The 24974-nt window shown below is 41.6% G+C and carries 15 protein-coding genes and 1 riboswitch; of the genes, 7 read left to right on the plus strand and 8 right to left on the minus strand.

The window, feature by feature from the left end; genetic code table 11:
• Positions 1–4: 4 nt before the first annotated feature.
• Together MHI41_RS02005 and MHI41_RS02010 are read left to right on the plus strand one after the other, a co-directional pair.
• Complete coding sequence (locus MHI41_RS02005; RefSeq protein WP_342494491.1) at positions 5–8203, plus strand: amino acid adenylation domain-containing protein; 8199 nt, start codon at positions 5–7, stop codon at positions 8201–8203.
• A 6-nt stretch (positions 8204–8209) separates the two neighbouring features.
• A complete protein-coding gene (locus MHI41_RS02010) occupies positions 8210–8950 on the plus strand; it encodes an alpha/beta fold hydrolase (RefSeq protein WP_317328597.1) in 741 nt (246 codons plus the stop codon).
• A 79-nt stretch (positions 8951–9029) separates the two neighbouring features.
• On the opposite strand, the gene MHI41_RS02015 is transcribed toward MHI41_RS02010, so the two are convergent.
• The 3 genes from MHI41_RS02015 to MHI41_RS02025 all read right to left on the minus strand — a co-directional run bounded on the left by MHI41_RS02015 (position 9030) and on the right by MHI41_RS02025 (position 12185).
• Positions 9030–9722 (minus strand): ABC transporter ATP-binding protein, encoded by a 693-nt coding sequence (locus tag MHI41_RS02015; protein ID WP_173407746.1) that lies wholly within the window; start codon positions 9720–9722, stop codon positions 9030–9032.
• A gap of 8 nt (positions 9723–9730) precedes the next feature.
• Positions 9731–11065 (minus strand): hypothetical protein, encoded by a 1335-nt coding sequence (locus MHI41_RS02020; protein ID WP_268357060.1) that lies wholly within the window; start codon positions 11063–11065, stop codon positions 9731–9733.
• A gap of 193 nt (positions 11066–11258) precedes the next feature.
• On the minus strand, positions 11259–12185 hold the full coding sequence (locus tag MHI41_RS02025; protein ID WP_342494492.1) for a DMT family transporter: 927 nt from the start codon (positions 12183–12185) through the stop codon (positions 11259–11261).
• Positions 12186–12317: 132 nt separating this feature from the next.
• Here MHI41_RS02025 and MHI41_RS02030 point away from each other — a divergent pair, with 132 nt between their 5' ends.
• Positions 12318–13655, plus strand: coding sequence for a PLP-dependent aminotransferase family protein (locus MHI41_RS02030; RefSeq protein WP_282834092.1), 1338 nt, complete (start codon positions 12318–12320; stop codon positions 13653–13655).
• Here the strand turns inward: MHI41_RS02030 and MHI41_RS02035 are convergent.
• Entirely contained in the window at positions 13642–14343 is a 702-nt protein-coding gene (locus MHI41_RS02035; RefSeq protein ID WP_282834093.1) for a 4'-phosphopantetheinyl transferase superfamily protein, read from the minus strand. The two genes, MHI41_RS02030 and MHI41_RS02035, sit on opposite strands and share 14 nt — an antisense overlap.
• Positions 14344–14468: 125 nt before the next feature.
• A complete protein-coding gene (locus MHI41_RS02040; protein ID WP_007498187.1) occupies positions 14469–15113 on the minus strand; it encodes a YitT family protein in 645 nt (214 codons plus the stop codon).
• Positions 15114–15661: 548 nt separating this feature from the next.
• Between MHI41_RS02040 and MHI41_RS02045 the strand changes: the two genes are divergently transcribed.
• The 3 genes from MHI41_RS02045 to MHI41_RS02055 all read left to right on the plus strand — a co-directional run bounded on the left by MHI41_RS02045 (position 15662) and on the right by MHI41_RS02055 (position 20675).
• Positions 15662–19714: an isopeptide-forming domain-containing fimbrial protein gene (locus tag MHI41_RS02045; protein ID WP_342494493.1), complete on the plus strand. Its 4053-nt coding sequence runs from the start codon at positions 15662–15664 to the stop codon at positions 19712–19714.
• Positions 19715–19720: 6 nt separating this feature from the next.
• Positions 19721–20281, plus strand: a complete 561-nt coding sequence (locus tag MHI41_RS02050; RefSeq protein ID WP_272512040.1) for a class D sortase — start codon at positions 19721–19723, stop codon at positions 20279–20281.
• Positions 20282–20390: 109 nt separating this feature from the next.
• Positions 20391–20675: an AbrB/MazE/SpoVT family DNA-binding domain-containing protein gene (locus MHI41_RS02055; protein WP_008347289.1), complete on the plus strand. Its 285-nt coding sequence runs from the start codon at positions 20391–20393 to the stop codon at positions 20673–20675.
• Positions 20676–20714: 39 nt separating this feature from the next.
• Here MHI41_RS02055 and MHI41_RS02060 read toward each other — a convergent pair whose 3' ends face one another.
• The 3 genes from MHI41_RS02060 to tcyA are packed head-to-tail and all read right to left on the minus strand — an operon-like array spanning position 20715 to position 22965.
• Positions 20715–21458: an amino acid ABC transporter ATP-binding protein gene (locus tag MHI41_RS02060; RefSeq protein WP_012008904.1), complete on the minus strand. Its 744-nt coding sequence runs from the start codon at positions 21456–21458 to the stop codon at positions 20715–20717.
• A gap of 12 nt (positions 21459–21470) precedes the next feature.
• The gene (locus MHI41_RS02065; protein WP_017366604.1) at positions 21471–22163 is read right to left on the minus strand and encodes an amino acid ABC transporter permease; all 693 of its coding nucleotides are present in this window, start codon (positions 22161–22163) and stop codon (positions 21471–21473) included.
• The gene (gene tcyA, locus MHI41_RS02070; RefSeq protein WP_007498178.1) at positions 22150–22965 is read right to left on the minus strand and encodes a cystine ABC transporter substrate-binding lipoprotein TcyA; all 816 of its coding nucleotides are present in this window, start codon (positions 22963–22965) and stop codon (positions 22150–22152) included. Before tcyA ends, MHI41_RS02065 begins: the two co-directional genes overlap by 14 nt.
• 328 nt (positions 22966–23293) lie before the next feature.
• A riboswitch (purine riboswitch) is annotated at positions 23294–23395 on the plus strand.
• A 269-nt stretch (positions 23396–23664) separates the two neighbouring features.
• On the opposite strand from tcyA, the gene MHI41_RS02075 reads away from it, so the two are divergent.
• Positions 23665–24924, plus strand: coding sequence for a cytochrome P450 (locus MHI41_RS02075; RefSeq protein WP_272512038.1), 1260 nt, complete (start codon positions 23665–23667; stop codon positions 24922–24924).
• Positions 24925–24974 lie beyond the last annotated feature (50 nt).

Genomic DNA, 24974 nt, shown 5'->3' on the forward strand with positions numbered 1-24974 from the left:
AAGAATGCTAGTTAGTAGACGAAAAGGAAATGCAGCAAATCATATTGTCAGGATCAATGGAAAACGAATCGATCTCAAAGCATTAGAGAAAGTCTTCATGCTTCACTTTCCACTAAAGGAATGTGCGCTCATCCCGAAGAAAAATCAAGAAGGAGGCCTATCGCTTGTGCTTTTTGCACAAGCGAAGGACCCTTCGCTGACAAGAGAGGATTTGATGAAAGGTCCGCTTCATCCTGATGAAGTGCCAGCCGCACTCGTCCTAGTCCCTTCCTTGCCGCGAAAAGAAAATGGAGCGATCGATACCGAGGCGCTGCTTGTCATTGATGTACTAGATGAAGAGGAACGAAGAAAGATAGAAGATTGCACGAAAGCCATAGATGGAGTAGAGGAAGCAGCCGTTTTGATAGAGAGTCAGACAGAAAAACAAACACCCTATCATTTAGATGACCTCTTCCCAGATAGACAGCGTACAAATGGAAACGAATCGTTTTCAAAAGATGAAGTCAGCCAAACCATACAATCCTCCGCACAAGAAAAACCACCAGCTCTTGTTTATGGAGGTGATGTGATCAGAAAACCTGGTACACCAGTCACATTGACAGAGGTACTGATCCGAGCCGCCTTTATGTCACCAAATCGCGGAGTCACGTATCTCAAAGAAGGCGGTCATGAGGTGATCCAGACTTACCCGGAATTGCTCACAGGAGCGGAACGTGTCCTATCTGGATTAAGGGCAGCCGGACTTTCAAACGGCGATCAAGTGCTGCTTCAATTGAAAGATCATCAAGATTTTATCACAGTATTCTGGGGCTGTATTCTCGGTGGAATCATTCCAACCCCAGTCTCTGTACCGCCTGTGTATGATGAAATGAATCAAGGCGTGAACAAGCTCAAGGGCGTGTTTCAGCTGCAAAATGAGCCATTCATTATTACAAACGAAGCGAGTGCTGAGGACATTGCAGGACTGCGTAAAACATTTGAATCAAAAGCGATTCCGATTTTAACAATCGAAACATTACTTGCCTGTGATCCAGATGAACAGCATTATGAGCCAGAGCCGGATGAGCCTGTGCTTCAGCTGCTGTCCTCAGGAAGTACGGGTGTGCCAAAGTGTATCCGGCACAACCATCAAAGCATTTTATCTAGAATCATTTCCTTTGAGCAGGCAAATGGTTTCACGCATGAGGATGTATCAATGAACTGGATGCCGCTTGATCATGTAGGGGGCATTGTCATGTTTCATGTACATGATGTGTACCTCGGCTGCCAGCAAATTAGTCCATCCATTGATCAATTTATCGAACGGCCGATGGTGTGGCTGGATTGGGTAGAAAGATACGGTGTCACAAGGACGTGGGCGCCAAACTTTGCCTTTGCGATGATGAATGAATATGAAGACGACATTCGCAAAGGGAGCTGGGATCTCTCCACCTTGACCTATATCATGAACGCCGCCGAAGCAGTTGTTCCTAAAGTGACGCAGCGTTTCATGCACATCATGGGTGAGCACGGATTAAGCCGCCATGCGATGGTGCCGGCTTATGGCATGTCAGAAACATCATCAGCCATTGTCCAGTCAAAAGAATTCATGCGTCATGATGATCAGGGTGGACAACTGACCATTGATCAGACCTCATTAACAAGTGAGATTCAATATGTGACGCACGATCATCCGCACAAGATGACCTTTACAGAAGTCGGTGCACCCATCCCTTCTGTATGGATTCGGATTGTAGACGAGCATCACCATGTGCTGCCAGAAGATCAAGTCGGCCGCTTGCAGGTGAAGAGTCCAACGATTATGATGGGCTACTATCAAAATGAGGAAGCCAATGAAGAAGTATTTGCGGAAAACGGCTGGTTTCATACAGGAGATTTAGGATTTATTCATGAAGGGCGCCTAGTCCTCACAGGGCGAGAAAAGGATATCATCGTCATCAACGGAGCGAACTATTTGAATTACGAAATTGAAGCCGTTGTGGAAGAGGTTGAGGGGGTTGAAGTTACCTTTGCCGCTGCGTACGGCATTTACAATCCCGAATCAAGTAATGACACACTCGCCGTCTTTTTTGTTACGCAGAAGGATTCGATAGAGGATCAAATCACAATGATTCAGCAGATTAGAGAGAGCATCATTCGCAAAATGGGAATCGAACCTGATCATATCATTCCGGTGAAAAAAGACCAATTTCCGAAAACAGAAAGCGGAAAAATCCAACGTGCCCAACTAGGTGCGGCACTGAAAGCTGGGGTGTTTCATGACATTGAACGTGCACTTGATCTTGCTTCGGAAAATGAACAAACCCTCCCAGATTGGTTCTTTAAACGTATTTGGGTAAAAGAGAATATCGGTCCATCTCAGCCGGTATCCAATGATCATGTACTCGTATTTGAGGATGAAAAAGGGCTTTATCAATCGCTTTATGCCCAATTTGAACAAATGAACCTGCCTTATGTTTCTGTGAAAAAGGGTCATGAATTTTTACGCCTGTCAAAAGGGATGTATCAGATGAACCCTCGAATCAAGGGGGATTACGTCAGGCTTGTGGCGGCGCTTGAAGCCGATGAATTAAAAATTGACCGTATGCTCCACTTGTGGAATGTGTCAGACAAGGAGATGATTGCGAGCCCTGCGCAGTTCAAAGAACTGAATGCAAGCACTAGCCAATCCATTTTGTATTTGTATCAAGCATTGAGACAAGAAAATAAAGAGCCGATGCGTCTCGTTGTTGTCACAAAAGGTGGTCAATTTGTAAAACCGCAAGATGAGCTTCATGTGGAGAAAACGTCTCTTGCCGGATTATTAAAAACCATCCCGCAAGAATGGGAAGGGGCAGAAGTGTCTCACCTTGATATTGAAGCGGAGAATGTGGAACAGGATGCCAAGCATATTGCGGACGAACTAGGTGCGATTCATTTAAAAGCAGAAGTGTCTTACCGGCATGGCCAGCGCCTCGTACCAAAGCTGGAAAAAGTGAATATGATGATGGCACCTCAGGCAGAAGGGTTTTTAGAATATGAAGGCTTGTACTTGCTGACTGGCGGGCTTGGCGGTATTGGATTTGAACTGTCTAAGCAAATGGTCCAATTTGGCTTGAAGCTCGTGTTAATTGGACGGACATCCCTTGAAGAAGACAGAGAAAAAGAGGCGTCATTCTCACAACTTAAAGATCTGGGAGACGTCCTTTATGTACAAGCCGATGTGACGAATTTATGTGACGTCGAGCAGGCGATTTATGAAGCAGAAAAGCATTTCGGACAGTCGATCCGAGGAGCGCTTCATTTAGCCGGTGCTGGCAATGTATCTGAGCACTTTCAGCATGTGGATACGTACACACTGGCTCATACAACAGAAGAAGATTTCGTCAAAGAACTTTCAGGGAAGGCAGACGGTGCTTGGGTGCTGCAGGAAGCTTTCAAGCATGATCCGTCAGTGCCACTCGTCTTTTTTGGATCAGTGAATGGCTTTTTTGGTGGTACCACATTTGGCGCATATTCTGCGGCGAACAGCTTTTTAGATGGACTCGCACATGCCCTTACCTATCATGAGGGAAGAAGAGCGATTTCGTTGAATTTCAGTATGTGGGATAATCTTGGTTTGTCTAAGGGACATACTGGGGCTGCGCTAACCGTTCGCAAGGGCTTTCAATTGATTGGAAAAAAACAAGGACTCCATTCATTATGTCTAGGTGTTCGGCTGAATGAAGCGCATCTATTTATCGGCCTAGATGGGGCCAATCAAGAAATTGCTGAACATCTTCAACCAGCACCAATACCACATTTTGAAAAGAAACTGTACTATACGGTGCAATCAGGCAAAGAAGTGGATGCTGACAAGATCACAGGCATCATAGAGGGGAAATGGGACATCAGGCAAGTGGAAGATATACCGAAAAAACAAGATGGCTCTATTGATCACGAAGCCCTCAAACAGTTCCATCACAAACACGCACAGCCGTTTGAAAAGCAATTGCCAGAAACGAAGACAGAGCAGGTGCTTGCGGCCATATGGGAGGATATTTTAGAAGTCGATCGTGTGTACAAAGAGGATCAATTCTTTGACCTTGGTGGACATTCATTAAAGGCCACTCAAACGATTTCACGTATTAATCATGAGTTTTCACTAAAGGCGCCGCTAAAAATATTGTTTGAAAGCAAGAATCTGGCACACTTGGCACAAATGGTCGATGACATCAATGGAGCACCAGCCATTCAGGAAGCCAGCATTCCAAAGCTGGAAAAACGAACAAGCTATGAGCTGTCACACGCTCAAAAGCGAATTTGGTTCTTATCTACATTAGAAAAGAGCCATCATTACAATATATTAGGTGCTTGGAAGCTGATGGGCCAATTACACATCCAAACGTTAACAAAGGCGATCGGTCTCTTAACAAAACGTCATGAAGCACTGCGCGCAACATTTCAAACCATTGGCGGCAAGCCGGTTCAAGTCATCCGTGAAGATCTTCCGCCATCAGTAACCGTTGCGAATTTCTCATTATTTAATGAAAAAACAAGAGCGAGAAGATTGGAACAGCTGATTCAGCAAGAGGCGAACCGCATCTATGACTTAGAACGGGGACCGCTTGCACAGTGGACAATTGTTGATATGGGGAAAGAGGAGTATTACTTGCTTTGTGCGCAGCATCATATCATTTCCGATGCATGGTCGCTCAGCCTGCTTATTCAAGAATTAGAAGTCGTGTATGGTGCGCTATTATCAGAGAAAATGCCTGAGCTACCTGCACTTGAGATTGAATGGACCGACTATGTTCATTGGGAGAATGAGCAATTAAAGAACCACCAGAAGGCTCAGAGCTATTGGCTAGAAACGTTACAAGGAGAGTTGCCGGTATTAGAGCTCCCGTTTGACCGTCCTCGTCCGCCGGTTCAAACATTTAATGGGGCTACAGAGCAAATCGTGATAGATGAATCGCTTGTTCGTCGTTTACATGCCTTGTCGAGGCAGCAGGGGACAACACTATTTATGACGATGTTGTCAGCCTATTATGTCCTGCTTCACAAGTTGTCTGGACAAACAGATGTCATTGTTGGATCGCCGATCGCTGGGCGTGATGTCGAACAATCAGAGAAGCTGGTCGGCATGTTTGTCAATACATTGGCGCTGAGACAGGACGTTTCAAAAGCCGATACCTTTGCCGATTTACTGGCAAAGGTGAAAGAAATGACGTTAAAAGCCTTTGAGCATCAGCATTATCCATTCGACAAGCTTGTGGATGACCTTTCAATTGATAGAGACCTAAGTCGTTCACCAATTTTCCAAGTCGCCATGGGGTATGTCACTGATTCGCTGGATATCAACCTAAAAGGACTGACATCGGAACAAGTGATGGTCCATCATACCGTCTCTAAATTTGATCTCACCTTGCATGTATTTGAGCAGGAGGACAAGCTGTCTATCCATGTGGAATATAATACGGATTTATTTGAGCAAGAAACGATCCACCGTATGATGAATTATTATCTCAATCTGTTAGATGGCATGACGGCTCAGCCTGAACGGACATTTGCTGACTTTTGCGTCATGGACAAAACAGAACAGAATGCCATGATCATAGGGAAAAATCAAACTGACACGCCTTATCCAAAGCGTACGCTGCAAGAATTATTTGAAGAACAAGTGCAGCGTGACCCGCACCGGATTGCTGTATCTTATATGGAAGAGCATATGACGTATCAAGATTTAGACGAGAAAGCGACAAAACTGGCTGCCTATTTACAGTCAAAGGGCGTTGGACCAGGTTCACTTGTCCCGATGCTGTTTGATCGTTCGTTTGACATGATGGTCTCAGTTCTAGGGATCGTCAAGTCGGGTGCTGCTTATGTACCGATGTCACCTGAGTATCCAGATGCCCGCATCGGTCTGATCGTTCGCGATACACAAAGCGATATCATCTTAACCCAGTCGCATCTGATCAATCGTTTAGACGATCTGAGCGGCACAAAGATTGAAATGGACAAGCCGTTACCAGAAACAGACGCAGTGTATCAAAGGGAAAAATCGATTGTAGGAGAAGACCAGCTTGCCTATGTTAACTACACTTCAGGCTCAACAGGCACACCAAAAGGCGTGATGCTTCCTCATGCAGGTGTGGTCCGCTTAGTGAAAGAAACAAACTATATTGAGCTTGGTTCAGAAGATAAAATGCTTCAGCTGTCTAACTATGCATTTGATGCCTTTACCTTTGAATTATGGGGAATGCTGCTCAATGGCGGTCAGCTGGTTCTGATCCCGAAATATGCTGCTCTGAATATGGACGAATTAACTCGTTTAATCAAAACGCATCAAGTCACAGCCAACTGTTTGCCAACTGCATTATTCAACCGGCTGATTGAGCATGATCCAAAAAGTGTGGCTGGATACCGTACATTACTCGTTGGCGGAGAAGCCATGTCTAGTGAGCATGCACGAAAGGCATTGCCACATATGAAGGGTGTGCTGATCAATGCTTACGGTCCAACAGAAAACACAACATTAGCGACCACTTATCAAGTCACACATGTACCGGAGGATGCAAGATCAGTACCAATCGGTGTGCCAGTCGCCAACTCAACGGTTGTCATACTTGATGATCATCTCAATCCAGTACCTACAGGTGTCAAAGGAGAAATCTATATCGGCGGAACAGGGCTGGCAAAAGGATATCTGCATGACCCAGAGCGCACGCAGGAGCGGTTTATTGACAATCCATTCCCGGCATTAAAAGGGGACAAACTGTATCGTTCCGGTGACCTAGGGAAATGGCGATCTGATGGCAGTATTGAATACCTTGGCCGAAAAGACAACTTGGTCAAAATTAGAGGCTACCGAATTGAATGTGGAGAAATTGAGACAGCCCTGCTCAAACATCCACAAGTAAAAGAATGTACCGTCATTGCTAAAACGTACGGCAGCTCAAAACGGCTGGCAGCCTACCTTGTCACAGATGGAGGAGAGCCTGTTCCCGGATGGAAAGCATTTTTACAGGAAAGCCTGCCAGGCTATATGATTCCAAGTTACTTTATCGTACTTGACGCAATTCCCGTCACAACGAATGGGAAGGTCGATCAAAAAGCATTGCCGGAGCCGACAGACGCAGTCTCATCCTCACATGAAGACGATCAACCGGTAACAGAAACACAGCAGCTGATTGTGACAGCTTTCAGTGAAGTGCTTGGTGTCAAACGAGTAGGAATTCATGATTCATTCTTTGATTTAGGTGGAGATTCCATTATGAGTATTCAAGCCGTTGCCAAATTAAAAGAAAAAAGTGTCCGTGTTGATCCGAAATGGATTTTCATGCACCCAGCGCCAGCGCAGTTAGCGGCATATTTGGACACAATGCCAGAAACAGGCGAGCCTGTCGAAAGAGCCCCGAAAGACTATGTGATCGAGTTGAAAAAAGGGGATCCGGCTGAACCGAGAATTTTCTTTGCACCGCCTGCTGGTGGAACGGTGATGGGGTATATCGATGTGGCCAAGCTCATGACACATGAAGGAGCTGTTTACGCCTTGCAGTCTCCAGGCTTGTATGAGGATGAAGAACCACAATTCCTTCATTATACAGAGCTTGTCACCATTTTTATTGAAGCCATTGAGACATTCTATCGACCAGGCATTGATTATTTGGCCGGGCATTCCATGGGCGGACATCTTGCTTACGGAATGAATCAGAGACTCTGTCATGCAGGAAAAGCGCCAAAAGGATTGATCATTTTAGATACGGTTCCGGTATTAAGAGATGAGGCAGATCAAGCGCTTCATGCCGATATGAACGAAGAAGAAGTGAAAATGCTGGCCCTCGTTCTGGGTATGGGGAACCTCGTCGGCATCAAACCAGAAGCATTACAAGGGCTCAGCTTCCAAGAAGTGAAGCAGAAAATTCTCAAAGAAGCAGAAAAGGATGAAGTCGTTCATCAATTTATGAATGATCACTATTTAGATAAATACTTGCAAATGCAGACACATAATACCATCATGTCACAAGCCATTGAATTAGAAAAAGACCCATTCTCTGTGCCGTTTTATATTATACAAAGCAGCGATCACGCCACAGATTTCCAGAAGAAATTTGCCGATTGGGAAGCTTACACGAGAGAAACGTGCTCGTATTTTCAGATAAAAGGCGACCATGTGACCATGATGAAAAGACCGCAGGCAGATCAACTTGCGCAGATTCTTGAAACGATCGTAAAGGGGTAAGGACGTATGAACCAATTATTTAAAACCTTTGAAAAAAAATCAGATCTGATTCAGCTTATTTGTTTTCCTTTTGCAGGCGGATATTCCGCCTCTTACCGTCCGCTCTTTGAAAAGCTGAAGGACACGGCCGAAGTGACAGCAGCAGAGCCTCCGGGTCATGGAACGAACCTCATGCCGCTTGAGTCAAGCATTGACCGGTTGGCTGAATTGTATAAAGAAGGACTGACAGGCAAATTAAACCGTCCATTTATTTTGTTCGGACATTCCATGGGCGGACTTGTGGTGTACAGGCTGACTCAGCTGCTAGAAAAGGAAGGCATCGATCCGGCAGCAGTTGTCATTTCTGCCATTCAGCCGCCACAAACAAAAAGACAAATATTGACCCATTTATCGAATGAAGCATTTGTTCAGCATATCGCTGAAATGGGCGGGATTCCAAAAGAATTGTTAGAGAATAAGCCAATGATGGATTACTTTACACCATCCTTACGTGCCGACTATCAAGCATTAGAATCCTTCCAGCATACAGACAAAACAATCATTGAATCACCCGTTTATTTATTGAACGGAAAGCAAGATAAAAAATGTATGGAAGACGCAGTCGGCTGGCTAACATGGGCAAACGCCATCGAACGCACTGATTTCGAAGGAGGCCACATGTATATCAACACACACCTCGAGCAGTTCGCAGAACATATGAGGCATGTCATTGAGCAGACAACAAAAAGGCAATTCATCAGCCAATAAAAGAAAACAACGGCCCCGTCAAACGAGGGCCGTTGTTTTCTATAGCTGAATATCATTTTAAACGCAGAGAAACTGCTATTTAGGATAACGTTTCAAAGAATCTTTTTTCAAGCTGCACTTCATCAAATATTTCTTCGGAAGGTTTTTTTTCTGAATGAACGATTTGTCCTTCATTTATAAAAAGGATCTCGTCACATAAGTTAGCGGCAAATTGCAGGATGTGCGTAGAAAGAATGATCGTTTTATTTTGAGCCTTAAATTCTCTTAGATGTCTTTTCATAAGTGTCATATTTGCTGGGTCTAGACCGGTAAATGGTTCATCTAATAAGATAATAGCTGGATTGTGTAAGGTGGTTAATATAAAAGAAATTCTCTGCCTCATCCCTCGGGATAGAGAAGAAGAGCGAATATGGGCTTGTTTTTCAAGCCCATATTTTTCTAATAAATGTTGAATCTGTTTTTTATTTAACGGTTGTTCAACTAACATGGATTGATATTTAATCAATTCGAAGCATGTTAAGTTTTCAAAAAGTGTTGGATCATCTTCCATGTAACCGACAGTTGAAAAACCATTTGCTATATTTTTTTGTATGATCAATTCACCTTTATCTGGTGTGATCAACCCCGCGATTATTTCAAGAATGGTTGTTTTTCCAGCGCCATTTTTGCCTAATAATCCAACAATTGAGCCTTTATGAAAATGTAATTCATGAATTGATATTTTGAAGTTGGACTCTGTATATTCCTTGATTAGATCATGAATTGAAAGCATACAATCCCTCACTCGAATAATGTTTTAACTGATTGACAGTTTTTGTTAATCGTTTTATCCCAAAATAAAAACATGATGACGATGATGATCACTGTACAAACAATCATGATCGTATTTGCCGCAATAAAAGAGGCTAGGTTATATGAGGACATAACGGATAAGCCTAAAATGAAACTGAAGCAAAGGTTTAATGTTAATTTGCTTAGTGTGCTAGGAACTTGATACACATATTCCCATTTAAAATAAGGAAATAGAACAGTAGAACCAACTGTGCATACGCCTATTAAAACGCTACTAACTAACAAAGTAAATATTACATAAAAGGGGTGATCTACATTTATTGTAAAAGTAGAAAAGATAGTATATACAATACAAAAAAACATATGTAATAAAACGGATAATATCAACTTAGAGTTTATTTTGTTCTTTATAAAGTGAGGTAACCTATGTTTTAAAGGAATAATGGGACCATCAACATCAAAAGAGACATAAGATTGAAGGGCGTTAGAAATAAAAATCATAGGGAATATCACACTAAAGATAAACAAAAAATCATTTTCTATATTCAGTGTTTCGATTTGGTTTGTATGAACACCATACAGAATGAGAGTAAATAGACCACCAGATATTGTTAATATAAATAGTAAAACCGACCATTGTATTGGAGGGTTTCTCAAAAGAAGGGTGATTTCAAAAAATAAAATATGATCGAAAGATCTTGATGTTGTGTTTTGATGATGTCTATCCTTCTCCTCTGAATGGAAGATAGGCGTATATCTAAGGTTCTTTTTCCAATTGATTAACAAAATAAGACTAGTAAGAAAGATCAAAGCAGCAAGCGTAAGCACCAATTGGTTAGAAAAAGGAATAGAAAATAATTCGAATTTAAAAACAAAAAACATCCAAGCAGCAATGACCCCAGTGGTGATGTATTGAATCATGGGTGTGATTGATAAGACTCTAGGTCTAGTAAGAAGTAATAATAAGTTCAATCTAAGTAAATATCCGAATAATAACGAGCTAATGCCTAAGGCTCCAAGAATAAAAGAATGATACAAAACATGTGTGTTTAAAGTCATGCAGAAAGAACCTAAAAAAAAGCATATAAAACCAATCATGACACTGAAAAATTTACTCATATCTTTCCCGAAAATATATTGGTCCATATTCAATTTCAGGATGGCCATCTGTTTTTTATCTGAAGAAAATAAGATTCGCATTAGACTTTTATCAAGGTGAATCGTTGTTAAAAAAATGAAAAATGAGATGTAGATGATTGATACGTTTTTGATAAAAAACGCAAGCAGTCCACCTAGGAAGAGTGGTGCTAGTATGTAGTTCATCGCAAATAACACATATAAATAAGGTCTGTTACGTTGATAGCCTCTTAACTCGTTGAGGATCAATATCTTTGTAAATACTATAAATATATGCACTCATAACACGTCCATTTTAGTTTGTATAATAAGGAAAGGTTCTCTCTCCTTATTATACAAAAAAATACAAGACAATAAATGGTTTTGTTGTTAGTTTTGTCTAGTTCTTCTGTGATGAATTCCCCTTCCTCACCACATTTCCGCCAATCACTCCGCCAATGACGAGCACAGCCCCGATGAGGTGAACTATATCAATCGTTTCATGTAAAATAAGCACGCCAGCGGCAATGGTAATGAAAGCAGAAAGATTGTTAAAGATACTCACCTTTGCTGCTTCAAGGTGGGAAAGAGCATAGTTTGATAAATACGCTGTGAGCAGTGATGAGAGAATGCCTAAAAAGAGCATAGACCATACAAAGGATGGCTGCGTAAACGGACTGAAAAACTGCGGTAGTGTAGCATTTACCGAGTGCCGAATGAGAGCAGCAGCATTAAAGAAGACAAATCCAAAGAATGTCATCACGAAAGTCAGTTCAATGACATGGAATCGCCGTGTCATCACCCTGGCAAATACGCTATAGGCACTGGATGATAAGGCTGAAAGTAAGATTAGCACATAACCAATGAGATGAGAATGTTTCACATCAATTCCCTTCACCACAAAGAGGAGCATCACCCCGGACACAGAAAGAATGGTAAACAGCACTTGGATCGAGGTAGGACGTTCCTTTAAACACCATGCTGCAAGCACCATTGTCAAAATGGGGATGGTCGCCTGAATAATGCCGGCCTCTGATGAAGAGGTAAACATCAGCCCCCACACTTGAAATGCAAAAAACAACACAGGATAAAGCAAGGAAAATGGCACAATGTAAATAAGATCACGCCATTGAATGGAAAAACGGTACTTTTTTCGTAAAAATGGAAATAACAAAAGAGCAGCTGCGAAAGAAACAGTAAATCGGTGTGCCAATACATCAATTGGATTCGCTGATGCTAAGGCTACTTTGACAAACAAGAATGAAAAACCAATAATACAGGCGTATGCGATTGAGGCAGCATACGCTTTTTGTTTTGACATATCCATCAGAATTCTCCTTACACGAGCATGCATGCTTCAGTTGAATTTGACCGGTTCTGTCTTTTTATCGTAAACGGGTCAAGTAAAGTGTACAATAAGAGTTATTGATATCTGTACCGGTACAAGGAGGGTAGTGCTGTGAGGAAATATGATCAGCTTGTGTTGAATATAAAAAACAAAATCGAGAGCGGTGAATACAATGCTGGAATGAAAATTCCATCCATTCGTCACTTAGCGGCTCATTATGCTGTGAGCAAAAGCACTGTCATAAAAGCACTAGACACGTTAGAGCGTGAACACTTGCTGTACTCTGTAGAAAGAAGTGGCTATTTTGTCGTGAAAACCAATCAGTCAGCCGTTAAGAAGGGCAGCACATGGATTGATTTTGCTTCCTCTGCGCCTGATCCCATTGTGTTTCCATATGTCGATTTTCAGCACTGCATCAATCAAGCGATTGATCTGTATCAAAATGATTTATTTATCTATGGCACCACCAATGGATTACCATCTTTACTGCCAATCATTTCAAAGCGTTTAACGGATTATCAAGTGTTTGCCTCTCCAGAACAGATCGTTATGACCTCTGGTATTCAGCTGGCTTTATCGATTTTAAGCACCATCCCGTTTCCGAATGGAAAACAGACCATATTGGTCGAACAGCCAGGCTATCACCTATTCCTCCAATACTTAGAGAAAAACCAGCTGCCTGTCCGGGGGATTCAGCGTACGGAAAAAGGACTCGATCTTCAGGAATTGGAGCGTATCTTCCGAGAGGAGGATATTCGCTTTTTCTATACGATGCCAAGGTTTCAAAACCCGCTTGGAACGAGTCTGTCGAAACAAGAAAAAATAGCGATTGCAGCCCTTGCCGAAGCATATGATGTCTACATCGTTGAAGATGATTATTTGGCTGATTTAGAATTCGATACAAAAAGAGACCCGATCTATTCATATGATCAGGCGGGGAAGGTCATTTATTTAAAAAGCTTCTCAAAAATCATTTTTCCAGGGCTTAGAACAGGTGCTGTCGTCTTACCAAACGAGCTGATTGGCCCCTTCAGTGAACATAAACGGCTGATTGATATCGACAGCTCGATGCTGTCGCAGGCTGCTTTAGAAATATATTTGAAAAGCGGGATGTTTGAGCGTCATAGAGAAAGGATGCAGGCGACCTATAGAGCTCGATCCAAACAACTTGTGGCCTGTTTGAAAAATGATCAAGGCGCTTATGAGCTGGGAGAAGAGGAGCCAGCTACCCATACCCACGTTCGTGTCGACCGGTCCATTCCGATGAATCAGCTTATTCAGCAGCTAAAAAAGGCTTCTGTGATGGTTCAGCCGATTGACCGCCATTTCATTTCTACTTATCAAAAGGAGCCTATACTTCAGCTGAACATTTGGCATGTAAAAGAAGAGGAAATCGCACGAGGCGTCGATTTGCTAAAGTCATCACTTCAACAAATCACACGTTATTAAGGCGAGACAGCATGTTCTCACAAGTGAGTATCTCGACGTGCTCAGCCGCAGCGGGTTTTCTTGTACAAACTGCCATTTGGTAGGCAGGATCAAGTGAATATGTTTGGACAACGCAAGGGGCTTCGTGATCAGGTAATCTCAAAGTAGCCTGTCCATCCTCTGACAAGCGAGCGGTAAAGGATGAAAGACCATAGGATATTCCCTTCCCTGTCAGCTTGATAAAAGCCTCCTTCATGGACCATAAATGAAAGAAATAGGCTTCCTGCCGTTCTGCCGGCTGTGAGAGTAAATCTTGATATTCGTCAGCTGAAAAAAATCGCTCGGCAATGGCTAAATCAATCGGTTTAATCTCTTCAATATCAATACCAACAGGCGCATCATCTACTGCGCCCACGACCCAATCACCAGAGTGAGAAAGATTAAAATGAAAAGAAGGAATTTGCCGGACAACAGGCTTTCCATTCCCTTCTGTTTCAAAAATGATCTGTTCCATAGGCAGTGCGTACATCTCATGAATGATGTGACGAATCAGTACCTCACCTAACAGCGTTCTTCTTGCATCGATCAAAAAACGAAAGCGCTCAGCGGCGGCGCGTTTTTCAAGTGACACAAAAGGCTTCAGCTGTTCTATTTGCTTTCGTGCATTTTTATCATCTAAAGGTTGTAATTGAATAGCGAAAATCTTCATAACGGACCTCAATTTTTTACATTTATTGTACCATTGGATGAACACCTTGCGAAGCATCCTTTTCAATAGAAGGGTAAAGTTGGTCTGCACAAGAAAAGCCATTCTTTTCATAGAATGGCTTGTTCTTATCGGGTAAGGGTTTGAACAGGTTTCTCCGCTGTTTTTGTAATGAGCAGCTGCAGAAGCCGAGTTGATTGCGGCAAGGAAAAGCGAAGGACGAGTCCTGTAAAGATGGCGGTCAGAATCGTTCCAATGCCAATTGGTCCGCCGAGCATCCATGCAAATAGAAGCACGGTTAACTCAATACCATTTCGAACCCACTGTACGTTCAGCCCCGTTTTTGCTGAGATGAGCAGCATTAATGAATCCCTTGGCCCAGCGCCAAGATTAGCTGAGACATAAATGCCAACGCCATACCCAGACACAATCACGCCCGTAATAAACACATATAAAGCAGGTAAATACCCATGTGGTGCAGGTAATACTGCATTAAAGAAATCAATAAACACGCCGATCAGCACCATATTGAGCAGGGCGCCGATCTTTGGAAAAGATTTCGTGAAAACAGATGTCAGTGTCACAATGAGTGCACCAATAATGATGGACCATTGTCCAATAGTTAAACCAAAATGCTGAAACAGTCCATAATGAAAAGCGTCCCAAGGACCAATGCCAAGGATCTTTCCTTTCACTGTCAGCGATAGTCCAAAAGCAAGTACAATCAATCCAACAAAATAAAAAAACCAACGTAAAAGATGTTCCCGCTTCAAAAGCTTTCCCTTCTTTCTTAAACACTCGATTTCAATCGTAACATACTCGCACGCCCCTTTAAATGGCTTTGCTCAATTGTAATCGCTTACTCGATAAAAAGAATTTTTTCCATAAAAAGAGCAGAAAACATCAAATGTTGGAGCAAGACTTTTGAATTGTTTTTTTTAACAAAGCGAACCAATAATTAACAATTTTTATGAAAATAAGAAAAAAATTCAATATAAAATGACAAAAAAACAACCCTTATCCAATTAAAGAATATTCAAGATAAAATAGAATAGATTGTATGTAAATTGCGTCGTTAGGCCTGTTTTTATTGATAGATAAAATATTTGATACACGATAAAAAAACTTGTTTTATTGGAAAAAACATAGATGGATCAGATGTCGAAAGCTGTATATGACCAAAGGGCTATTTTTGTCGAAAATAGTCTTTTGGTCATGTTGAGGGTTCTGAAATGTTACTGATATTCTTTACCAAAGTGTGGGAGGTGAACTGGTACATACCATTATGATTTAGAGCAGGGAAAAGGGGATGTTAAAAAAAATGAACATAATAAAAAGAACGAGTCAATTATTTCTTATATTGGTGCTGATTGCTGGGAATTTATTAACAGTTTCGCCACCTGTTACGAAAGCCGCTGGGACGGTGGTTGTCAATAACACAGATTCCTACATGATTGGAAATGGGAAGTTAGTTCTTTATCAGCTTGATGGGCAAAATCCAACAAACGTAAAGGCTAGTGTACAGGTGAAGGGAATTAATTCGACTGTAGTGAACGGTGTTGCTGTGAATGACCAAGAAAACACTGTGTATGCAACTACGACAGCAAGTGGAGAGCCAGTTCTTTATAAAATAAATGCGACCACTGGACAAGCAGAGCGTGTAGGTGTTTTAGGCGGAAGAGCGCCTAATGCCGTTGTTTATAACGGTAAATATATTCATTCGTATGAGGTTGGTGGAGAACCCTACCTTGCAACGTACGACTTAGCAACTGGTCAAAAAACGGCCAAGAAAATTGTTGGTTATGACGTTGGCCCTGGCATTGGCGGAGACATTGGCGGAGACCTTGTAGTCGATAAGGATGGCTATCTTTGGTTCGCATCTAATACCAGTGGGTCCATTGCGCAAATGAATCCTGAAACAGCTGAAGTCATTCGAGTGATTCCAATCACAAATGCAGATGGTAAACCTATTGAGGGAGGAGTACGAGGAATTAGCTTTTTGCCAAATGGACAAATGCTATTACAATCAGGAAAAGATGACTCTATTGGTCATTCCACTCTTTTTACACTTGATGCGAAAACATTAAGTACAACATATATGGGCACTGCAGGTGATTCATTATCTTACGACTTAGCTTCAAGGGTGAAGCCTGAATTCGATCCATATCCACCTAACCTTGAATCAGAAAAATCGGTTGCTTTACAGAAAAAAGCAGAAGGCAACACAGATGAAAAGAATCCAGAAGTAGGCGACACTTTGCTTTATACAATTAGAGCAAAAAATACGGTGCAATACGGCGTTCTTAAGAATCTGACCATATCAGATAATCTTCCGAGTAGTTTAACCTATGTTTCTGGATCTCTTAAGGTAGACGGTACAAGCGTAACTGATGCCAAAGATCAAGACAAAGGTGATTATACAAACGGCACTGTGACAGGTCAAATAGGTGATGTGAAAGACACTGATTGGCACACCGTGACATTTGAAGCGAAAGTAGCAAAAGGTCAAGCTGGCAAGGATATTCAAAATACAGCGAATGTCGAAGGGGATAATACACCACCAGACAAACCAACAACAAATATAGAAATTTATCCTCGTGATCCAAAGCTTGAATCGGAAAAATCAGCGGTCTTACAGAAAAAAGCAGATGGTAATACAGATGAGAAGCATCCAGAAGTAGGCGACACATTGCTGTATACCATTCAAGCCCGTAACGCTGTTGAAGATAGCGTGATTGAAGATCTTGTGATTTCTGATAAGTTACCTCAAGGGTTATCATATGTACCAAACTCACTTCAGGTAGATGGAAATCCAGTCACAGATACAAAAGATGACGACAACGGTGATATGACAGATGGAACTGTCACTGGAACGTTCGGTGAAGTGAAAGATGTGAAATGGCATACCGTGACGTTTGAAGTCACAGTTGAAAAAGGTCAGGCAGGCAAAGACATTCAAAATACAGCCAATGTCACAACCGGCAATACACCGCCAGACAAGCCGACAACGAATATAGAAATCTATCCTCGTGACCCGAAGCTGACTTCTGAAAAATCAGCCGTCTTGCAGAAAAAAGCAGATGGCAATACAGATGAGAAGCATCCAGAGGTCGGTGATACCCTTCTTTATACGATTAAAACAAAGAATACGATAGAAGACAGTCTCGTTGAAAATTTAGTGATCTCAGACGAACTGCCGGAAGGATTAGCGTATGTGCCGAATTCCCTTGAGGTAGACGGACAAGCGGTCACAGATGAGAAAGATCAAGACAATGGTGATGTCACAAACAGAACCGTCTCAGGACAATTCGGTGACATTAAAGATACAGACTGGCATACAGTGACCTTTGAGGTCACGGTTGAAAAAGGACAATCTGGTAAAGATATTCAAAATACAGCCAGTGTCACAGGTGACAACACACCTCCAGATGATCCGACAACAAAAACAGAAATCTATCCTCGTGACCCGAAGCTGACTTCTGAAAAATCAGCCGTCTTGCAGAAAAAAGCAGAAGGTAACAAAGATGAGAAGCATCCAGAAGTGGGAGATACCCTGCTTTATACAATTAAAACAAAGAACACGATAGAAGACAGCCTTGTGGAAAATCTAGTGATCTCAGATCAATTACCAAAAGGGCTGAAGTATGTCGCTGGGTCTCTTGAAATTGATGGAGAATCCGTTACAGATGTGAAAGACGACGATAGCGGTGACTACACAGATGGAAAGGTCACAGGTTATTTTGGTAATGTGAAGGACACAGACTGGCATACCGTGACGTTTGAAGTGACAGTTGAAAAGGGACAGGCTGGTCAAGACATTCAAAACACTGCCGAAGTAACTGGTGAAAACACGCCGCCAGATGATCCAACAACAAAAACAGAAATTTATCCTCGTGATCCAAAACTAGCATCAGAAAAGACAGCGAGCATTCAGAAAAAAGCAGAAGGGAACACAGATGAAAAAACACCACAGGTAGGCGATACCCTTCTTTATACGATCAAAACAAAGAATCTTGAAGAGGACAGCATCGTCGAAAATCTCGTGATTTCAGATAAACTGCCAGAAGGTCTTGAATACGTCGAAGGGTCATTAAAAGTAGATGACCAAGCCGTCACAGACGCAAAAGATGCCGATAACGGAGATTACACAAAAGGCACAGTCACCGGACAATTTGGTGATATCAAAGACACAGACTGGCATACGGTTACTTTTGAAGCGAAGGTTGCTAAAGGCCAATCAGGTAAAAGCATTCAAAACACAGCGAAAGTAACAGGCGAAAACACGCCACCAGATGAGCCGACAACGGATACAAAAATTGATCCAAGAGATCCAAAGCTTGAATCAGAAAAAACATCTGAGATCTCTCAAAAAGCAGAAGGCAATACAAATGAAAAACAAGTTCAGGTAGGCGACACCCTTCTTTACACCATCAAAACAAAAAATAGTGTAGAAGACAGTATCATCAAAGATTTAGTCATCGCAGATAAACTGCCAGAAGGTCTTGAATACGTCGAAGGGTCACTAAAAGTAGATGACCAAGCCGTCACAGATGCAAAAGATGATGACAACGGAGACTACACAAAAGGCACAGTGACCGGTCAATTTGGTGATATTAAAGACACAGACTGGCATACGGTTACTTTTGAAGCGAAGGTTGCTAAAGGCCAATCAGGTAAAAGCATTCAAAACACAGCGAAAGTAACAGGCGAAAACACGCCACCAGATGAGCCGACAACGGATACAAACATTGATCCAAGAGATCCAAAGCTTGAATCAGAAAAAACATCTGAGATCTCTCAAAAAGCAGAAGGCAATACAAATGAAAAACAAGTTCAGGTAGGCGACACCCTTCTTTACACCATCAAAACAAAAAATAGTGTAGAAGACAGTATCATCAAAGATTTAGTCATCGCAGATAAACTGCCAGAAGGTCTTGAATACGTCGAAGGGTCATTAAAAGTAGATGGACAAGCTGTCACAGACGCAAAAGATGATGACAACGGAGACTACACAAAAGGCACAGTGACCGGTCAATTTGGTGATATTAAAGACACAGACTGGCATACGGTTACTTTTGAAGCGAAGGTCACGAAAGGATCTGAAGGTAAAACCATTCAAAATATCGCAGTTGTGAAGGGTGATAATGTTGACGAACCAGACAAACCTGAAAACTCAACAGCGGTAGTACCGCCGCCGCATGTGCCAGGGGTGCCAACAAATCCAGAGCAGCCTTCTCATTCAGAACCGGATACACCTGGTCATCATCTTCCGAACACTGCAACAGAGATGTACAACTTTTTACTAGCAGGATTTGCACTTGTACTAATAGGTGCATCCCTTATTGTATGGAAAAGAAGAAAAAGAAACGGATAATCGTCCATGTTTCAAAAAATCATCTCAGCTCTATTGATTACAGCAGGTATTTGTCTTGTGATTGTAGGATATATGAAAATCGTTGATGGACAAAGACAAGTAGATCAGTCATTCCAGTCTGCACAAGCGGTCATCCAGCAAAAGGGGAAAGCGGATTCCCCTTTTGTGCCGAAGGCTGGTGAAACCATTGGGCTATTGCACATTCCAAAGTTAAAAGCTGAGTTACCAATTGTAGAAGGAACAGCGGCGGAGGATTTGGCAAAGGGAGTTGGTCATTATCACGAGAGCTATTTTCCTAATGAACAGGGACAAATCGTTTTATCTGGGCATCGTGATACTGTGTTTAGACGAACAGGAGAACTTGTGAAAGGGGATCAACTCGTTATTGAGCTTTCATACGGTCGATTTACCTATGAAATTGAGAAAACAAAGATTGTGAAAAAAGATGATCAAAGTATTATTACACTACAACAGGAAAAGGAAGAACTTATCCTCACCACATGTTATCCTTTTTCTTTCATTGGTCCTGCACCAAACAGATATATCATATATGGGAAGCGTGTTTAGCCATTGGATCAGCCTGCAGCTCCTTCTTTCATTAACCGATTAGAGCGCTTAATCCCTAGATAAACAGGGAATCGTCTATATCATATCTAGAGATGCAGGGGGGGTCACTTTGTTAAGTAAAGACTATGTAAAGTATATAGATAACGTCGGAAGAATTGTCCTGCCAACAGATATAAGAAAAAGGTTGAAAATTCATCCCCGAGATATGGTGGAGATCTATCAAGAAGAAGGTCACATTGTGATGAAGCCGTATTGGCAGGACAAGCCCTGTATCGTCACAGGAGAAGTGACAAACTCCAACAAAGTGCTATCGGGTGGAGTGGTCATCAGTCCAGAGGGAGCGAGACTGCTCCTTCAAGACTTATTGGCGCTTCGCCTGAAAAAAGAGATATAAAAAAAGGCTGTTCTCATCAAGTGAGAACAGCCTTTTTGATCATACTGGATTCAAAATCCGGTTTAAAAATTGCTTTGTTCGTTCTTCCTTTGGTCGTTTGAAGATTTCTTCAGGAGGACCTTGTTCGACGATCACGCCGCCATCAATAAAAATCACTTCGTCCGCCACTTCTTGGGCAAACTTGATTTCATGTGTAACGACTGCCATCGTCCAGCCTTCTTTCGCTAAATCTTTCATGACCTTTAAGACTTCCCCGACAAGCTCAGGATCAAGCGCAGAGGTTGGTTCATCAAAAAGCATAAGCTCTGGCTGAATGGCAAGTGCACGGGCAATGCCGACACGCTGCTTTTGACCGCCTGACAGCTGGAAGGGATACAAATCTTTTTTATCCTCAAGTCCTACCTTTTGCAGGAGCTGAATCGCTTCTTTTCGCACCTCTTCTTTTGGCCGGCGCTGAACTTGGACTGGACCTTCCATCACATTCTCAAGAACAGTACGATGCGGGAACAGATGATAATCTTGAAACACCATGCCTGACTTCCGGCGAAGCTTGAGCAAATCAGCTTGTTTATTTTTTTTAGAAAAATCAATCGAGAAATCATCGAAGGTAAAGGAGCCGGCATTTGGAATTTCAAGTGCATTTAAACAGCGAAGCATCGTTGTTTTCCCTGAACCTGATGGACCAAGAATCGCCACAACCTGCCCTTTGTTGATCGTAAAATCAATCGACTTTAAAATCTCATTTTCACCAAAGGATTTGTTTAAGCCTTTGACTGTTAGCATGTCGTTCCCTCCTTACCTTGCGACATATCGATCAAGTCGTTTTTCAATTTGGTGTTGAACGAGCGATAGAATGAAGCAGAATACCCAATAGATCAGGGCTGCTTCCATATAAATAAATAAAATTTGATCCAAGTTCGCCGCAGCAATTTCCTGTGATTTACGGAACATCTCTGCCACGAGGATTTGGGAGGCAAGCGATGTATCCTTCACCAAACTAATGAAAGAATTAGACAGCGGCGGAATCGATACACGCACTGCCTGCGGTAAAATCACGCGGACGAGCGTTTTGCGATGGGTCATCCCAATTGAATACCCCGCTTCCCATTGTCCTTTTGGAACAGATAGGACGGATGCACGGATAATTTCCGAAGCATACGCACCTACGTTTAAAGAAAAAGCGATGATAGCACTTGGATATGGATCAAGTGTGATATTAAATGTCGGAAAGAAATAGAAAATAATAAACAATTGCACAAAAAGCGGCGTTCCGCGAACGGCCGACACATAGATGGAGAAAATCCATCTGAGGGCTTTGATTTTAGACATTCTAGCAAGAGCTGTCACAAGCGCGATAAAAAGACCAATAATGAAGGCAATGATGGCAAGGGGGATTGTATAATAAATCCCCTGCATCACCATTGGCCAAAAAGATTGCTGAAGAAGATCCCAAGGAATGACGACTCCTAGGGTATTACTTTGTAACATCTTCACCAAACCATTTCTTAGAAATCTTAGCAAGTGTACCGTCTTTTTTCATTTCTTTTAATGCGCCATTCACTTTGTCAACGACTTCGCCGCTGCCTTTTCTGAAGGCAAAATACGTTTCTTGTGGATCTCCTGTTTCAAATGCAACTTTTAGGTTTTTGTTACCGCTTGTTTTCAAGTAATTCAAGACAGCCAATTTATCATTGAACGTCAAATCAGCACGCCCTTGCTGAATCAATTGAATGGATTGTGCAAGACCTTCAACCCCTTCAATCTTAGCGCCAGCATCTGTAGCTAATTTGTTATAGTTACTTGTTAATGATTGTGCTGCTTTTTTGCCTTTCACATCAGAAAGTTTCTTGATGTCATTGTTATCTGATTTTGTCACAACAATGGCTTGAGACGTTGTGTATTTATCAGAGAAATCATATTGATTTTCACGTCCAGTTTTACCAACTTGGTTCGCTACCACATCAAAACGTTTTGAATTCAGACCAGCAAACATGCTGTCCCATTGTGTTTCTTTGAATTCTGGTTTTAAGTCAAGACGTTTTGCAACTTCTGTGATGACCTCGACATCATAGCCAGTTAGTTTATCTGTCTTTTTGTCATGGAAGGTGAAAGGAGCATATGTACCTTCTGTACCGATGGTTAATACGCCTTTATCCTGAATGGATTTCCAAAGGTCACCTGATTCCTTAGACCCAGATTGTTTATTTGCGCTGTCGTTTGCAGCTGATCCGCATGCCGTGATCAATGCAACACAAGCGCCTAAAATAATGGCAAAGAACATTTTTTTCATTTTATTCCCCACTTTTCTTGTTGGTATTTACAACATATGATCTTACAGAGAAGCAACCTAAAAGTAAAGCATTTGAAACTAGCTTGAGCGAATCTCACCAACTTTATGCCTGCTGTTACAGCCTTCTAGTATGAAATAGGCCAACTAATGCCGCTATCCATATACCCGAATTAAAAGTGAGATCAAACTAAAATCGAGCAAATAGCGAAATGATCGTCAAGATATTTGAAAAATGTAATTATTTTTTGAACCAATTCAAAGGCAAATATGCTATGATAAAAATGTAAAAATAAAGTATTATATTGCATTTTTTTACATTCGATTCAAATTTGATGTAGGCAGCAATACTCGTATACCTTCAGAAATATGGTCTGAGAGTCTCTACCTAATTCCCGTAAAGAATTAGACTACGAGAAGATTGCTACTTAATCTTACTTATAGGAAAAATGACAGGAACTATATCATTTTATACTGTTAGATGCCTCTAACTAAAAACCTCTGTGAATCGTTTCAATCATACATTCTTTAAGACCAAGATCAGGTAGAACTTCTCGCGCTATTCAGTGATGGTGCAGGTTCTCTTTATCTTGGTTTTTTATATGCTCCCGCCTGCTGTGAAGAGAAGGTCGTAATATTTCCACTAATCTCAAAAATGAATCGAGAATGTTGTATGTGAAAACAGAAGGGATGATGTTGAAAATGAAAACAGAACAGAGTGTGGAACAGTTGAGTTTGTATAGTAATGAATATTTTGAACGTCGATATGACATTTATCAGCAATTAAGAAATGAAGCTCCTGTGTGTTGGAATGAAGAGATGAAGTCTTGGTTCATTACAAGACATGCTGACATGACCACAAACCTTCCGGGCGATCGGTTTATATCGAGTCAAGTAATTCCTTTAAAGATGAATAATTTAGAAAAAGGTGAAGATCAGCACTTTAAAGATATCATTGACATCATTAAAACATGGATGGTTTATCATGATCGTCCTGACCATACAGAGCTAAGGGGTTATATGAATCGGGCGTTTTTAGTAAATGAAATTGAATTGATCACTCCTGAAATTAAAAAAATAGTTGCGACAATTATTGACCGTGTTCTTGAGGGCCACACAGAATCATTTGATTTCGTAGAAGAAATCGCACATCCTATCCCAGCGATGGTACTGTGTAAAATGCTTGGTATTCCAGGTGCAGAAGTAGATAAATTTATCAAATGGTCCGATGATATTGCTCTTTTTATGCAAAACTTTGTCGTATCTCATGTACCTAGTAAAGAAATAAGCGAACAAGTCAGGGGAAGCGTAAAAGAGATTTATGCATATTTATCAAATGCTATAGCAGAGAGAAGAAAAGAGAAGAAGAATGATTTGTTAAGCCGGCTTATTTCAGAAACACCAGGTGTTAATGGCGAGTTAACAGATGATCAATTAATCGCCCAGACGATGCATCTCATTTTTGGCGGACATAAAATTCCACAGTTTGTGCTCAGTAACTCGCTGCATTTGTTATTTAAAAATCCAGAGATTCTCAATATGTTGAAAAAGGATATGTCATTATTACCTAAAGTCCTAGACGAAACAATGAGGTTAGAAGGACCTATCCAATATATTGTCAGACATGCATCTACAGATATTGAGTTGCATGGAAAGCAAATTAAAAAGAACGATTCTGTTTACTTTTTCTTGGCATCTGCTGGAAGAGATGAGAGAGTTTTCGCACATCCAGACCAAATGGATATCACGAGAAAGGGATTTCGTCATATGGCCTTTGGTGGAGGGTATCACACATGTATCGCAGCAGCATTTGCTCGAGCAGAAATCATGGAGATATTAAAAGAAGTCATTTCACGATGTCCTGATATACAGCCTTTATACGATCTTGAAAATCCAGAATGGACTTCTAATCCTACATTTACAGGTATTTTACACATGGAAGTAAAGGTGAATGGGAATTAAGGGTGGGGAAAGTCTTCTCGTTTTTCACTCTTAAGAAGGGAATGATAGAC

The organism is Bacillus sp. FSL M7-0307 (genome assembly GCF_038627835.1).
Lineage (GTDB): Bacteria > Bacillota > Bacilli > Bacillales > Bacillaceae > Bacillus > Bacillus altitudinis.